This is a genomic window from Mediterraneibacter gnavus ATCC 29149, from assembly GCF_008121495.1.
GTDB lineage: Bacteria > Bacillota > Clostridia > Lachnospirales > Lachnospiraceae > Mediterraneibacter > Mediterraneibacter gnavus.
Genome location: NZ_CP043051.1, coordinates 3312184 through 3326348, shown reverse-complemented (window position 1 = coordinate 3326348; position 14165 = coordinate 3312184). Strand labels below are relative to the sequence as shown.

General features: G+C 44.5%; 16 protein-coding genes. 15 read left to right on the top strand and 1 reads right to left on the bottom strand.

Translation table 11 applies throughout. The annotated features are described in order from the left end of the window. The first annotated feature begins 85 nt into the window (after positions 1-85). The 5 genes from eno (at position 86) to FXV78_RS16605 (ending at position 4918) form a co-directional block, all read left to right on the top strand. Entirely contained in the window at positions 86-1381 is a 1296-nt protein-coding gene (eno, locus tag FXV78_RS16625) for a phosphopyruvate hydratase (protein WP_022037434.1), read from the top strand. A gap of 184 nt (positions 1382-1565) precedes the next feature. Next, positions 1566-2252: a response regulator transcription factor gene (locus FXV78_RS16620; protein ID WP_004844849.1), complete on the top strand. Its 687-nt coding sequence runs from the start codon at positions 1566-1568 to the stop codon at positions 2250-2252. Next, complete coding sequence (locus FXV78_RS16615) at positions 2249-3190, top strand: sensor histidine kinase (protein ID WP_004844850.1); 942 nt, start codon at positions 2249-2251, stop codon at positions 3188-3190. Before FXV78_RS16620 ends, FXV78_RS16615 begins: the two co-directional genes overlap by 4 nt. 106 nt (positions 3191-3296) lie before the next feature. Continuing rightward, positions 3297-4217, top strand: a complete 921-nt coding sequence (locus tag FXV78_RS16610; protein ID WP_009245833.1) for an ABC transporter ATP-binding protein — start codon at positions 3297-3299, stop codon at positions 4215-4217. Next, complete coding sequence (locus tag FXV78_RS16605; protein ID WP_004844852.1) at positions 4211-4918, top strand: ABC transporter permease; 708 nt, start codon at positions 4211-4213, stop codon at positions 4916-4918. Before FXV78_RS16610 ends, FXV78_RS16605 begins: the two co-directional genes overlap by 7 nt. A 118-nt stretch (positions 4919-5036) precedes the next feature. Here FXV78_RS16605 and FXV78_RS16600 read toward each other — a convergent pair whose 3' ends face one another. After that, positions 5037-5972 carry a D-2-hydroxyacid dehydrogenase gene (locus FXV78_RS16600; RefSeq protein WP_004844853.1) on the bottom strand — a complete coding sequence of 312 codons (936 nt, stop codon included), beginning with the start codon at positions 5970-5972 and terminating at the stop codon, positions 5037-5039. 540 nt (positions 5973-6512) lie between these two features. Between FXV78_RS16600 and FXV78_RS16595 the strand changes: the two genes are divergently transcribed. The 10 genes from FXV78_RS16595 (at position 6513) to FXV78_RS16550 (ending at position 14156) form a co-directional block, all read left to right on the top strand. Beyond that, complete coding sequence (locus FXV78_RS16595; RefSeq protein WP_064786673.1) at positions 6513-7454, top strand: hypothetical protein; 942 nt, start codon at positions 6513-6515, stop codon at positions 7452-7454. Between the two features lie 202 nt (positions 7455-7656). Next, a complete protein-coding gene (gene spoIIIAA, locus FXV78_RS16590; protein WP_004840242.1) occupies positions 7657-8598 on the top strand; it encodes a stage III sporulation protein AA in 942 nt (313 codons plus the stop codon). Continuing rightward, positions 8586-9104, top strand: coding sequence for a stage III sporulation protein AB (locus tag FXV78_RS16585; protein ID WP_004840243.1), 519 nt, complete (start codon positions 8586-8588; stop codon positions 9102-9104). The genes spoIIIAA and FXV78_RS16585 overlap by 13 nt, the downstream gene beginning before the upstream one ends. Before the next feature lie 36 nt (positions 9105-9140). Next, on the top strand, positions 9141-9335 hold the full coding sequence (spoIIIAC, locus tag FXV78_RS16580; RefSeq protein WP_004840244.1) for a stage III sporulation protein AC: 195 nt from the start codon (positions 9141-9143) through the stop codon (positions 9333-9335). Positions 9336-9349: 14 nt separating this feature from the next. After that, positions 9350-9736: a SpoIIIAC/SpoIIIAD family protein gene (locus FXV78_RS16575; protein WP_009245829.1), complete on the top strand. Its 387-nt coding sequence runs from the start codon at positions 9350-9352 to the stop codon at positions 9734-9736. Next, a complete protein-coding gene (locus tag FXV78_RS16570; RefSeq protein WP_004840246.1) occupies positions 9733-10881 on the top strand; it encodes a stage III sporulation protein AE in 1149 nt (382 codons plus the stop codon). Before FXV78_RS16575 ends, FXV78_RS16570 begins: the two co-directional genes overlap by 4 nt. Positions 10882-10897: 16 nt before the next feature. Then, positions 10898-11230, top strand: a complete 333-nt coding sequence (locus tag FXV78_RS16565; protein WP_004840247.1) for a stage III sporulation protein AF — start codon at positions 10898-10900, stop codon at positions 11228-11230. Further along, the gene (locus FXV78_RS16560) at positions 11220-11825 is read left to right on the top strand and encodes a hypothetical protein (protein ID WP_004840248.1); all 606 of its coding nucleotides are present in this window, start codon (positions 11220-11222) and stop codon (positions 11823-11825) included. The genes FXV78_RS16565 and FXV78_RS16560 overlap by 11 nt, the downstream gene beginning before the upstream one ends. A gap of 29 nt (positions 11826-11854) precedes the next feature. Continuing rightward, the gene (locus FXV78_RS16555) at positions 11855-12481 is read left to right on the top strand and encodes a SpoIIIAH-like family protein (protein ID WP_024854698.1); all 627 of its coding nucleotides are present in this window, start codon (positions 11855-11857) and stop codon (positions 12479-12481) included. Positions 12482-12563: 82 nt separating this feature from the next. Further along, complete coding sequence (locus tag FXV78_RS16550) at positions 12564-14156, top strand: peptide chain release factor 3 (protein WP_004840250.1); 1593 nt, start codon at positions 12564-12566, stop codon at positions 14154-14156. The last annotated feature ends 9 nt before the right edge of the window (positions 14157-14165 follow it).

Genomic DNA, 14165 nt, shown 5'->3' with positions numbered 1-14165 from the left:
GCGGCATAGCAGGATGTCCCCAAAGGCGGTATCGCCTGCGGGACATCTTTAAGGGAGAATGTGTGATAAAAGGAGAGACGAATCTATGAATTATTTAGAAATTGAAAAAGTAGTCGGAAGAGAAATCTTAGATTCCAGAGGAAATCCTACAGTAGAAGCAGAAATCACCTTAGCAGACGGTACAGTGGCAAGAGGAACAGCGCCGAGCGGAGCATCTACAGGTGAATTTGAAGCATTGGAATTAAGAGACGGAGATAAAGCAAGATATCTTGGAAAGGGTGTCACAAAGGCAGTTGAAAATATAAATACGGTCATTGCAGAGACAATCGCAGGAATGGATGCATCTGATATCTATGCAGTGGATCAGGCGATGATCCGTGCAGATGGCACAAAAGACAAGTCAAAACTTGGCGCAAATGCGATCCTGGCAGTTTCGATTGCAGCGGCAAGAGCAGCGGCACAGTCCCTGGAGCTTCCATTATATCGTTTCCTTGGCGGTGTTTCCGGAAACAGACTTCCTGTTCCGATGATGAATATTTTAAATGGCGGCGCACATGCGGCAAATACCGTAGATGTTCAGGAATTTATGATTATGCCTGTTGGAGCAGAAAGCTTCAAAGAAGCGCTCCGTTGGTGCGCAGAAGTATTCCACGCACTGGCTGCACTTCTGAAATCAAAAGGGCTTGCGACTTCTGTCGGCGATGAAGGAGGATTTGCACCGGATCTTGCGAGTGATGAAGAGGCAATCCAGTATATATTGGAAGCAATCCAAAGCGCAGGATACGAACCGGGCAGAGATTTTATGATTGCCATGGATGCAGCATCCAGTGAATGGAAAGGAACTGCAAAAGGGGAGTATATCCTTCCTAAGGCAGGAACCAGATTTACCTCCGAGGAACTGATCGAGCACTGGAAACAGCTGGTGGACAAATATCCGATCATTTCGATTGAAGATGCGCTGGATGAAGAAGACTGGGAAGGCTGGCAGAAGCTGACAAAAGAACTTGGCGACCGGGTACAGCTTGTAGGTGACGATTTATTTGTTACGAACACAGAAAGATTACAAAAAGGAATTGAATCAGGCTGCGGAAACTGCATTCTGATCAAATTAAATCAGATCGGTTCTGTATCCGAGACACTTGAAGCAATCAAGATGGCTCATAAGGCAGGTTACACCGCAGTATCTTCTCATCGTTCCGGTGAAACAGAAGATACCACCATTGCGGATCTGGCCGTGGCATTAAATACTTGCCAGATTAAAACAGGAGCACCAAGCCGCTCCGAACGTGTGGCAAAATATAACCAGCTGCTTCGGATTGAGGAAGAACTGGGTGAGAGTGCGGTATATCCTGGAATCCAGGCATTCAATATCAGAAGATAAGAGAATAGAGAGAATGATTTATAAGGCGACTATGCGGACAACGAAAGGTTGGAAACATGGTCGCCTTTTTAAGGTTTAAATGTCATAGCAACTTGCAATCTGTTTTTACCTTTCGAAAAATGTGTGTCTATGGTAAAATATCGACATCAGACAAAAGTATGAAACGAAGTTTGGGAGGGCAGTTATGAAGTTGTTATTGGTGGAAGATGATATAGAAATCAGCCAGATGCTCAAAAGCTATCTGGAAGCAGAAAACTATGAGGTGATTTGTGCGGTTGATGGGGAGGAAGCCTGTGAGAAGTTTGAGAAGGAATCCTACAGTCTTGTATTGTTGGACTTGATGATACCGAAAATCAGCGGTATGGAAGTGATGCAGCATATTCGAACGCACAGTACAGTTCCCATCATTATTGTATCTGCGAAAGATACGGATGCAGATAAGACGCTGGGGCTGGGTCTTGGAGCCGATGATTATATTACGAAACCATTTTCAGTAACAGAAGTATTGGCTCGTATTAAGGCAAATATCAGAAGAAGTACCCAATATTCAAAGCCGGAAGAGCAAGAAGTCTTGATGATGGGAGATCTTACTATAAATCTGACGAATTATACAGTGGAGAAAAATGGGACAAAAATAGATCTGACGGCAAAAGAGTTTGAAATTTTGAAGTTGCTCGTTCAGAATCCCCAAAAAGTATATACCAAAGAACAGATGTATTCTCTGATATGGAATGATGCCTATTTAGGAGATGAAAATGCGGTCAATGTTCATATCAGCAGGCTGCGGAACAAAATAGAAGAGCATCCGAGATCTCCGAAATATATCATTACGGTATGGGGAATCGGATATAAGCTGGGAGATCTGTCATGAATAATGAGATAATTTTATTTTTCCTGTGCATCTGTATTGCAGTGCTGATTTGTATTGTAGTTTATCAACAGTTTGTTTTTCGAAGAGGAATACAGAAGCAATTAAAAGAAATCAGTCAAAAGCTGGAAAAAATACAAGATACGGACAGCGATGAGAATATTATGATGTTCACAGATGAACAAGCTCTCATGGAACTACTGGTACAGATCAACCGTTTGCTGGAAAATCAAAGAAAAATGAAAGTGGATTATCGCCGTTCACAGATTTCAGCAAAAAAGATGCTGTCCAACATTTCGCATGATATCAAGACTCCGATGACAGTCATATTAGGCTATCTGGAGATTATGCGGATAAATGGTGACAAGGAGGATGAAATGCTTCTGAAAGTAGAACAGAAGGCAAAGAGAGTCATGGAACTGATCAATCAGTTTTTTACACTTGCGAAGCTGGAAGCAGGAGATATGGAACTGGAGATTTCAAGGATAAATATCTGTGAAGTCTGCCGCGAGAATATCCTGGACTTTTATGAATTGCTGAAACAAAAAGAGTTTCAGGTTGAAGTAAAAATTCCGGAGGAAGCAGTGTTTATTATGGGGAATAAAGAGGCGCTTCATCGTATTTTATATAATCTTATTTCCAATGTGATCCGGTATGGCTTGGATGGGCGGTATTTGGGACTTGTTCTCAGATCGGTGAAAAATGATGTTTATATTGATGTGATTGATAAAGGAAAAGGGATAGAGAAAGAATTTGCAGGGAATGTATTTGAGCGATTGTTTACAATGGAGGATTCCAGAAACAGAAGGATTCAGGGGAATGGTCTGGGGCTTACGATCGCGCAGACTCTTGCACAGCAGCTCGGTGGAGAGATTGTGTTGGAGAGTGAACCGAATGTAAAAACTACATTCACGGTAAAATTGCATAAGTGTTTCTTCTGAGATAGATTCTTTGCATTTTAAGTGAAAGAAAGAAATTCGTAAGAATTCGTCAAGAGTTTTGAAATTCTCATTTGCTAGAATGGTGATCAGAAAGGAGGCAGACGATATGACATATGTTGTACAGACAAACAAACTTACAAAAACCATTGGAGAAAAAAATCTTGTGACGAATGTGTCCATGCATGTGAAAAAAGGAGAAATCTATGGATTTCTGGGTCCTAACGGAGCAGGAAAAACGACGGTTATGAAGCTGTTGACAAATCTCTGGAAACCGACAGAAGGAAGCATCGAGCTGTTTGGAGAGAAACTGACATCGACTTCGTATGAGGTACTTAAGCGGATGGGGTGCATGATTGAATTTCCTACTTTTTATGAGCATTTAAGTGGCAGAGAGAATCTTGCGCTTCATTGTGAATACATGGGATATTACAATACAGGAAGTATTGAAAATGCCATGGAGCTATTAGGCTTGAACAATACAGGGAAAAAATCAGTACGCGAGTATTCTCTGGGAATGAAACAGCGATTAGGACTTGCACGAGCGGTGTTGTGTAAGCCGGAACTTTTGATTTTGGATGAACCGACTAATGGTCTTGATCCGGCAGGAATCAAACAGATTCGGGATTTACTGCGGATGCTTTGTACGGAATACGACATTACGATTATTGTGTCCAGTCATATTCTTTCAGAGATCGAGAGTATTGCAGATACGATCGGAGTGATCAACCGCGGTGTTCTCGTTCAGGAAATCGCGATGCAGGAAATTACGGAAAGAAGTCTTGCCTATATTGAATTGAATGTTGTGGATACAAGAAAGGCTTCGTATGTACTGTCGGATAAGATAGGGATTGACAACTTTAAGATTGTAGAAGATAGAATCATCCGAATTTATGACGGGAATATATCGGTGCAAGAATTGTCAAAGGCGCTGGCATTACACGATGTGGAAATGACTGCGATTGGAACAAAGTCAGAATCACTGGAAGAATATTTCCTCAAACTGACAGGAGGTGATGTGAGATGTTAAAATTGATCAAACTGGAATGGAAAAAGAACAACATCGGTAAGTACATTAGAAATGCTGTGATTCTTGCGATTATCCTCTGCACGTTTCTGTTTGCACTGGCGTATCTGGGAATTGCAAATGATCCGGACACCGGAGTGCCGGATGCTGCACCGGGGAATGAGATGATTTCGTCTTCCATCGAACTGTTTACGGGGATGTCTTTTTTAGTATTTACCGGGGTGATGCTGGCTTCGTTTATTGTCACAGCGTATAAAAATAAAACCATGAATCTGATGTTTTCCTATCCGATCAGACGGCAGAAAATATTAGTGTCACAAATGCTGGCAGTGTGGATTTTTAATCTTATTGCGCTGATTTTGACAAAATTGCTGGTTTATGGCTGTGTACTTGTCGGCTCACTTTTTATGAAATCTGCATTTTTGCTTGATTTTAACATGGCAAGTGCGTCATTTTATGTGCAGCTTATTCTGAAATCGATTGTGATGGTAAGTATGAGTTTTATTGCGCTGTTTATCGGTCTGGCAATGAAATCATCCAAAGCAACGATCATTTCGTCATTCCTTCTGATTTTTTTGACACAGGCGAATATCGGTGATTTTACGCTGAAAGATAATCTGGTTTTTCCTGTAATCTTAACAGGAATATCGGTTGTTTTTGCAGTACTTTCTGTGTGTCATGCGGAGACGAAAGATTTGATGTAGTGGGGCGTTTTAAGAAAAATAACGCCCGAAAATAGCAGGGAGAGTGTAAGCTGAAAAGAGAAAAGCTGTAACGTGTTATCATAAAGATAAAATGCGTTACAGCTTATATTGTCAGGCGTTACAGCCCGAAGAACTCTTTGATTTGCCCGGCAATGATGTTCATAAGTTTTGTTCTGGCTTCAATGCTTGCCCATGCGATGTGAGGTGTGATAAGAAGCCGGTTGCTGTCCGTGAAGCCGCGAAGCGGATTGTCTTCGGACATAGGTTCTGCACACAGAACGTCCAGACCGGCAGCTTGTATTTCATTTGTTTCCAGTGCGGTTTTTAAATCTGCTTCCACAACAATCGGACCACGTCCCAGATTTAAGAAGATCGCGCTTTTTTTCATCTTACAAAAGGCATTCAAGTTCATAAGATGTTCTGTATGTTCATTCAAAGGTGCATGTACAGAGACAATATCGGAAGTTTCAAGAAGTGTATCAAGAGAAACCTGATGGTAGCCTTCCTGAGGCGCTGCACCGGATGGGGAAGCATAGATGACTTGCGCACCAAAAGCTTCTGCAATCGCAGCTACTCTGCGTCCGATATTTCCAAGTCCGATAATGCCCCAGATTTTTCCTTTTAATTCGTAGAAGGTCTGGGCAAAATGAGTGAAAATGGTGTCATTTGTGTAGTGGTCATCTTTGACATAGTCATCGTAATATCGCAGATGTTCCAGAAGATAGAACAGCATGGCAAAAGTATGCTGGGCAACTGATTCGGTAGAGTATCCGGCAACATTTCTCCACGCAATCCCGCGTTTGTCTAAATATTCCTTGTCCAGATTGTTTGTGCCGGTGGCAGTGACACAGACCAATTTGAGATTTCTGGCAGCGCCGATGGAGGCTTCATTCACCTGAATTTTATTTACAATGATCACATCTGCATCCTGAATGCGTTCAGGCACTTCCTGTTGGGTGGAAAAAGGATATTTCACAACTTCTCCAAACAGATCAAATCTGGACAGATCAATGTCGTCGCCAATTGTTTTTACATCTAAAAATACGAACTTCATAGTTTGTCTACCCCTTTCATTTGTTGTATACCCATCCGGGCATCCCGTAATACATGCCCGCGGCGGGTGAACTTCGTCCGATACTGTATGGTATCATGGATTTGAGAATACTATATCACATAGAGAGGGTGGGGTCAAAAATCTAAGGTTGCGCTATCAAGTGATTCGCTAAGAAATTCCGATTTGAAGGAGCATTTATGACATTCTACAAATACAAGGGAAAGCGTATCAGCGCCACAAAGACTTAGTATCGTGGCGGTTCAATCTATTTCCCGTCAGCCTCTTTTACGTAATAAGAAACGATGGAGTTTTCAAGGGGAAAAATGAATTTCAACTTTCTCTTTTTAAATAATCATGTTATAATGCAGAAAAGCATAAAATTCTGGTTTTCTAAGCGGAACGATACCGCATCTTTTATTCTTATAGCATATCGGAAGATCTCTATGCTTTGATTTCAATCTAAAACAGCAGAGAGATTTGAGAGAAAGATGCCGTATTGGAAAGCCTCCTGCAGCTATTTTCATTCAAGGAGGTATTTATATGAACCAGACAACACAGATGCAGCCCGTAAACAGACTGTACAAATCGAGGATTTTTGCCATGCTCTACAGTGACAGGAAAGATCTGCTCGATCTGTACAATGCGGTCAGCGGAAAACATTATGAAGATCCGGAATTGCTGGAAATCAATACACTGGAAAATGCAATCTACATGTCGATGCATAATGATCTGTCCTTTCTCATTGATTCCAGACTTTCCCTATATGAGCATCAGTCCACCTACAGTCCCAACCTGCCCCTGCGGTATTTGTTTTATATCTCGGATCTGTATTCCGGGATGACAAAAGATGAAAACCTGTATGGTACGAAAAGGATTCAGATCCCGACTCCGCAGTTTGTAATCTTTTACAATGGAAGTCAGGAACAGCCGGATCGAAAAATTTTAAGATTGTCTGATGCATATTGCGTCAAAGAAGAACATCCGGCATTGGAGCTGACTGCGGTGATGCTGAATATCAACCGCGGGCATAATGAAAAGTTGAAGGAAATGTGCAAATCTCTGAAGGATTACTCGGAATATACGGCAAGAGTGCGGGAGTACGCTCAGGTAAAGCCGGTGGAAGAAGCAGTGGAACAGGCAATCAGTGAGTGTATTCAGGAAGGAATTCTTTCAGAGTTTTTGAAACAAAACAGAGCGGAGGCGAAACAAGTGAGTATTTATGAATATGATGAGGAAAAGCATATGCGGCAGGAGCGGGAAGCGTCCTGGGAAGAGGGCAGAGAGGTTGGAAGAGAAGAAGGACGAGAAGAGGGAATTAAAAAGGGAAAACAGGAGCTTTTAGAAAGGCTGATTCAAAAGAAACTGGTAAAAGGAAAATCTATTTCTGAGATTTCAGAGGAACTTGAAGAAGAGGAAGATGTTATTGCACAAATGATCCGAGAGATGGGAGAAGAGAGGGCAGCGGGCAAAGAAGAACAATAGAAAATACATATTTGGGGCTGTCGGGAAATAGATCGTTCTAAATAGGGGGCAGATGTGACTCGCACGAGTTGCATCTGCCCCCAAAACTTTCCCGTTATCCCAATTCTGAATAGCCGGTAAACCTGTAAACTTAAAAATTTTTCAAACCCACAGGAATAAACTTTCACTTCTCTCATATACATGGGATAAAGAGGTGGACAAGATGAATGAAGAGAGAAGAAAACAGCAGATCCTTCACATTCTGGCGGCCGGAATCCGCAAGGTGATGGAGGAAGCGCACCTGGACTATGGAAAGCTCCAGGAGATCCGGCTGCGAACAGATCAGCCGCTTCTGATCCTGTATCAGGGAGAAGAATTATTTTTGCCTGCAGGACGGGCGAAAAAGCATATGGTGACAAAAGAAGAGATAAAGGAGACGCTGGAATACAGCAGTCATTATTCCCTTTATGCGTATGAAAATGAAATCCGGCAGGGATTTCTGACAGTGGAAGGAGGACATCGTGTGGGGGTGGCAGGAAAAGCAATATTAGAACAGGAAAAGGTGAAAAGTCTGCAGCATATCTCGTCTGTAAATATCCGGATGTCACATGAAATTCCCGGATGTGCGGACAGGCTGCTTCCGATGATCACAAAGAACAGAGAGGTATGTCATACACTGGTCATCTCTCCGCCATGTGGTGGAAAGACAACGCTGATCCGGGATTTGATCCGGCAGATTTCAGACGGGAATGCGCATGTGAAAGGATGCACGGTAGGGGTTGTGGATGAACGCTCCGAGATCGGAGGCTGTTATCTGGGAGTGGCACAGAATCATCTGGGGAGCAGGACGGACATTCTGGATTGCTGTCCAAAAGCAGAGGGTATGATCATGCTGATCCGATCGATGTCCCCAAGAGTTCTGGCTGTGGATGAGATCGGGGCACAGGAGGAGATCCGTGCCGTAGAGTATGCTATGCAGTGCGGTTGTAAGCTGATCGCCAGTGTACATGGGAATTCGATGGCAGAGATCGCGTCCAAGCCGGGACTGGGGGAACTGGTGAGACAGCGGCGCTTTGAGCGCTATGTGGTACTGGAGAACAGAGAACATCCGGGAGAAATCAAAGAGATTTTCGATGAGCGGGGGAGTCTTTTATGCAGAAACTGATCGGCTGCATTCTGATTCTTTTGTCAACCACGGCAGGGGGATTTTTATATGGCGTGGAACAGCAGCAGTATCTGGAAAAACTGATGTACATCCGCCATATTCTGGAACTGATCCAGGGAGAAATCGAATACAGCGGCGCACCTCTTTTTGAGGTTTTTGGAAAAACTGCAAACCGGGTGCAGGAGCCTTATCGCAGCTGGATGCTGGATCTCAAAAGAAGGGTGGAGGCAAGAGGCGGGCAGAGTTTTCGGGGGATCTGGGAGGCGTGCACGGAAACAAAATTAAAGGAGCTTCATCTTAAGAGCAGGCATATGAGAGAACTTTCGGAGGTGGGGATGTATCTTGGACAGATGGATGTGAGGACAGGCAGAACAAGTATGCAGATGTATCTTGAGAATCTGGGGGCAGAAATCGAAGAAACCCGGCAGGAGATCACGGCAAAAAAGAGAATCGGAAACTGGCTCGGCGTGATGAGCGGATTGTTTCTGGTGATCGTATTATTTTAAGAAGAATTTTGCCGGGAAATCAGACAGGAGGAATTCATGACGATCGGTGTTATTTTTAAAATTGCCGCAGTCGGCATTCTGGTTTCTATTTTGAGCCAGGTATTAAAACACAGCGGAAGGGAAGAACAGGCGTTTCTGACAAGCTTTGCAGGTCTGATTCTGGTATTGTCCTGGGTGCTCCCATATATTTATGAGTTGTTTGCGTCCATGAAGCGCCTGTTTTCACTGTGAAGAGGGAGGCGGATATGAGTGTATTGCAGGTCAGTCTGATCGCGATGGTGGCGGTTCTTCTGGCAATTCAGCTCAAAGGAGGAAGAGCGGAGTACGGATTTCTGATAAATCTGGCGGCAGGCATCTTTCTTTTTTTCTGCATTGTGGGAAAACTGGAAGTGTTTATTCGGGCAGTGGAACAGATTCAAAGCTTTCTGACTCTTGATACGGAATATATTGCCATCATGCTCAAAATGGTCGGCATCACGTACATTGCACAGTTTTCTTCCGGAATCTGCAAAGATGCCGGGTATCAGGCGATTGCAGCGCAGATCGAGATATTTGGCAAGCTGGCGATCCTTGTGGTGGGGATGCCGGTCCTTCTTGCCCTTTTGGAAACAATTCAGGAGTTTCTGTTATGAGAAAATATGGGATATTCGGCATTCTCTTTTTGAGCCTGTGCCTGTTTGGGGCGGTACATACAGCGTATGCTGCAGAAGAGGAAGAAAGCCTGCAGATCACACAGGAAGAGCTGTTGGATGAATTTGATTTTTCAGATCTCGATGACAGTCTGAAAAAGATGTTCCCACGGGAAAAAATGACCTTCCGGGATGTTGTGGAGACGCTTGTGTCAGGTGATTTGAAAAAAGCGGGGGAGCAGTTTACAGGCTTTCTTTTCGATCAGTTTTTCTATGAACTGCAGACACACCGGAAACTTCTGGTATATCTGATTTTGATCGCAGTGATTGCTGCGGTGTTTGCAAATTTTTCCGGCGCCTTCGGAGAACGTCAGGCTTCAGAGATTGCGTTTTATATTCTTTATATGCTGCTTATCGCACTTTGTCTGAACGGGTTTCGATTGGCAGTATCCGAGATGGAGGCTTCGTTAAACTTCCTGCTGGAATTTATGAAGGTGCTTTGTCCGACGTATTTTTTAGCAGTTACAGCAGCCTCTGGAAGTGTGACATCCATGTTTTTCTTTGAAGTGGTACTATCTCTGATCTTTCTGGCGGAGGCAGTAATCCTGAATTTTCTGGTGCCTCTCGTCAATGTATATATGATGATCCAGGTGATGGGCAATCTTACCGGAGAAGAATTTTTGTCGCAGTTTGCTGAGCTTCTGGAAAAACTGACGGGCTGGACGCTAAAGACCATGCTGGCGTGTGTGATCGGGATCAATGTCGTACAGGGAATCCTTTCTCCTGCATTGGACTCCCTGAAACGAAGTTTTGTTACAAAAACAGTGGAGGCGATACCGGGACTTGGAAACATGGCAGGTTCCGTGATGGATGTCGTACTTGGAACGGCAGTTCTGATAAAAAACGGGATTGGAATGGCAGGCGCGGTGATCGCAGCGGGTATCTGCATTATCCCGATCGTGAAGCTTCTTCTTCTGGCGTTTTTGTATAAAACAGTGGCGGCGGTGACACAGCCGATATCGGACAAACGAATTACAGCATGTATCGGAGGGGTCAGTGAGGGGTATGAAATGCTTGTGAAAGTAATGGCGACTACAGGGATTTTGTTTTTGCTGACCATCGCTGTGGTCGCGGCTTCTGCCACGTAAAAGGAGGGAGAAGACCTTGAAAGAACTCTATCAGTGGCTTCAGGATCTGGCGGTCTATCTGATTCTTGTCAGCGCCATTTTGCAGGCACTTCCACAGGAATCGTACCAAAAATATATCCGGTTCTTTTCCGGACTGGTACTGATCATTCTTCTGATGACTCCACTGTTAAGGCTGACCGATATGGAGGACAGTTTTAGAAGTCGGGTACAGGAACAGAACATGGAACAGGAGAGCGCTTCTTTTTTGGAAGAAATCCGGGAGAAGCAGGAAGAAGGAAAGGGAGAGATGACCCTGGAGACGGAAGAAAAAGAGCAGATCGAAGTGGAGGAGATTCAGATTGGAGAATAAATGGAAGCAGTGGATTTCCGGATTTGGAAAAAAAGGAAAACTGCCGGCAAAACAGCAGCTTTTGATCCTGCTTTTGGCAGGAATCCTGCTGGTGGTGGTCGTTTCCCCGGTTCCGGATCAGAAAGATCCGGAAATCGGGACAGGGGCGGGACAGGAAGAAACGGAAACAGAAGGGGGAGAGGCGACAGAACAACAGTATGAAAGATTGCTGGAAAAAAGGGTGGAAGATACCCTGGAATGCGTGGAGGGAGTCGGGAAAGTAAAGGTGATGATCACCTTGAAATCTTCGGAAGAGAAAGTGGTGGAAAAGGACAGCCAGAGGGAAGAAAATGAAATCACAGAGGAAGACAGTAAAGGAGGGAGCAGGGTTTCAGAAGATCGTTCGCTGAGTCATACCAGTATTTATGAGCAGAAATCCGATGGGACACAGACACCTTATGTGAGTAAGGAAATGGTGCCGGAGATTGAGGGAATGGTGATTGCAGCTGATGGAGGAGATGATCCGGTCGTGGTAAAAAATCTGACAGAGGCAGTGCAGGCATTATTCGGAGTGGAGGCGCATAAGATTAAAATAATGAAACGGACAAATGCATAAAACAGAAGGAAAAAGAGGAGGATATGATTTTGAAACGATTATTTAAGAAAAACCAGATCATTATTACAGCGCTGGCGGTGATGATCGCGATCGCAGGATATCTGAACTATTCAGGACGCCTGTTCGGAGCAAAAGAAGATGGGGCAAAAGAGGCGAGTGCCGGAACCGCCAATCAGGAACTTTTGGATATCTCGGCAGAAGATCTGGAGACAGACGGAGAGATTGCAAGCAATGATTCCGAAGTAGAGGGGACACCGGGGGAGGCTGTTTTGACCAGCGGTGAGGCGGAAAATACCGTAGCGCAGGCAAAAGTTGCCAGAGAACAGATGCGTTCCCAGAACAAAGAAACGCTCCAGGCGATCATTGACAACGCGAATATCAGTGAAGAAGAAAAGAAGGATGCGATCGCACAGATGCTGCAGATGACACAGCTCTCAGAGCAGGAAGTGGCGGTGGAGACATTGATGGCATCGAAAGGCTTTTCTGAATCCGTTGTCAGTCTGACTGCTGATTCTGCGGATATTGTGGTGAATGCAGCGGAATTAACAGATGCAAATCGTGCCCAGATCGAGGATATCGTGACCAGAAAAACAAACATTGCTCCGGAAAAGATTGTCATCACACCGATCCATGAGACTGCAGAAGCCGAAAAATAAAGAAATTTGGATTGCGGCAGAGAAATGCTTGTGATACACTAAAAGGACATGTGAAGTTTTATAGAACAGGAGAAGAAGTAAGATGTCAGATATTACAAAGGAGATAGAAAAACGAAGGACATTTGCCATTATATCCCATCCGGATGCCGGTAAGACGACATTGACGGAGAAGTTTCTTTTATATGGAGGAGCAATCAATCAGGCAGGTTCCGTAAAGGGAAAGGCGACCGCAAAGCATGCGGTTTCCGACTGGATGGAGATTGAAAAGGAGAGAGGTATCTCAGTTACATCGTCTGTGCTGCAGTTTAATTACGGCGGATATTGCATCAATATTCTGGATACACCGGGACATCAGGATTTCTCGGAGGATACCTACCGTACACTGATGGCTGCAGACTCTGCGGTGATGGTCATTGATGCCTCCAAGGGTGTGGAGGCCCAGACGAGAAAATTATTTAAAGTCTGTGTGATGCGCCGTATTCCGATTTTTACATTTATCAACAAAATGGACCGGGAAGCCAAGGATACATTCGATCTTCTTGACGAGATCGAAAAAGAGCTGGGGATTGCAACCTGCCCGGTGAACTGGCCGATCGGCTCAGGAAAAGAATTCAAAGGAGTGTTCGACCGTCAGAAACAGGAGGTTGAGCTGTTCTCGGATACGAAAAAAGGAACTTCTGTGGGAGAAGTCAAAAAGGTAGATATCAACAACCCGGAGATCGACTGGCTGATCGGCACAGAAGCAAAAGTGACACTGGAAGAAGAGATTGAGCTTTTAGACGGGGCGGCTGCCGAGTTTGATCAGGAGCTGGTGAGCAAAGGAGAACTTTCTCCGGTATTTTTCGGTTCTGCACTGACCAACTTTGGAGTGGAGACATTTTTGCAGCATTTCCTTGCCATGACATCGTCTCCTCTTCCGAGAATGTCAGATCAGGGACCGATCGACCCGATGAAGGAAAAAGATTTTTCAGCATTTGTATTTAAAATCCAGGCCAATATGAATAAAGCACACCGTGACAGAATCGCGTTTATGCGGATCTGTTCCGGTGAGTTTGAGGCCGGGATGAATGTGTATCATATCCAGGGGGGCAGAGAAGTACGCCTTTCCCAGCCGCAGCAGATGATGGCAAGTGAGAGAAAAATGATTGACAAAGCCTATGGCGGAGATATCATCGGAGTATTTGATCCGGGCATCTTTTCGATTGGTGACACGCTGACAACTTCAAAGGAGCGGTTTGTATATGAAGGAATCCCGACCTTTGCGCCGGAGCATTTTGCCAGAGTGCGTCAGGTGGATACGATGAAGAGAAAACAGTTCGTCAAGGGAATCAACCAGATCGCGCAGGAGGGTGCGATCCAGATCTTCCAGGAATATAATACAGGTATGGAGGAGATTATAGTGGGAGTAGTCGGTGTCCTTCAGTTTGAGGTGCTCAAATACCGCCTGGAAAATGAATACAAGGTGGAGATCCGTCTGGAAAATCTGCCGTATGAGTACATCCGCTGGATTGAAAATGAAGAGATCGATATGAACCGTCTGGTCGGAACTTCGGACATGAAGAAGATCAAGGATCTCAAAGACAGACCGCTGCTTCTCTTTACACATGAGTGGAGCATCCGGATGACACAGGAGCGGAACGAAGGGCTGATCCTGTCAGAATTCGGGCGCTCATGACCCTTGTCA

Excerpts from the sequence above, each read along its gene's own strand:
- eno (WP_022037434.1), top strand. The coding sequence starts at position 86 with ATGAATTATTTAGAAATTGAAAAAGTAGTCGGAAGAGAAATCTTAGAT.
- FXV78_RS16620 (WP_004844849.1), top strand. The coding sequence starts at position 1,566 with ATGAAGTTGTTATTGGTGGAAGATGATATAGAAATCAGCCAGATGCTC.
- FXV78_RS16615 (WP_004844850.1), top strand. The coding sequence starts at position 2,249 with ATGAATAATGAGATAATTTTATTTTTCCTGTGCATCTGTATTGCAGTG.
- FXV78_RS16610 (WP_009245833.1), top strand. The coding sequence starts at position 3,297 with ATGACATATGTTGTACAGACAAACAAACTTACAAAAACCATTGGAGAA.
- FXV78_RS16605 (WP_004844852.1), top strand. The coding sequence starts at position 4,211 with ATGTTAAAATTGATCAAACTGGAATGGAAAAAGAACAACATCGGTAAG.
- FXV78_RS16600 (WP_004844853.1), bottom strand. The coding sequence starts at position 5,972 with ATGAAGTTCGTATTTTTAGATGTAAAAACAATTGGCGACGACATTGAT.
- FXV78_RS16595 (WP_064786673.1), top strand. The coding sequence starts at position 6,513 with ATGAACCAGACAACACAGATGCAGCCCGTAAACAGACTGTACAAATCG.
- spoIIIAA (WP_004840242.1), top strand. The coding sequence starts at position 7,657 with ATGAATGAAGAGAGAAGAAAACAGCAGATCCTTCACATTCTGGCGGCC.
- FXV78_RS16585 (WP_004840243.1), top strand. The coding sequence starts at position 8,586 with ATGCAGAAACTGATCGGCTGCATTCTGATTCTTTTGTCAACCACGGCA.
- spoIIIAC (WP_004840244.1), top strand. The coding sequence starts at position 9,141 with ATGACGATCGGTGTTATTTTTAAAATTGCCGCAGTCGGCATTCTGGTT.
- FXV78_RS16575 (WP_009245829.1), top strand. The coding sequence starts at position 9,350 with ATGAGTGTATTGCAGGTCAGTCTGATCGCGATGGTGGCGGTTCTTCTG.
- FXV78_RS16570 (WP_004840246.1), top strand. The coding sequence starts at position 9,733 with ATGAGAAAATATGGGATATTCGGCATTCTCTTTTTGAGCCTGTGCCTG.
- FXV78_RS16550 (WP_004840250.1), top strand. The coding sequence starts at position 12,564 with ATGTCAGATATTACAAAGGAGATAGAAAAACGAAGGACATTTGCCATT.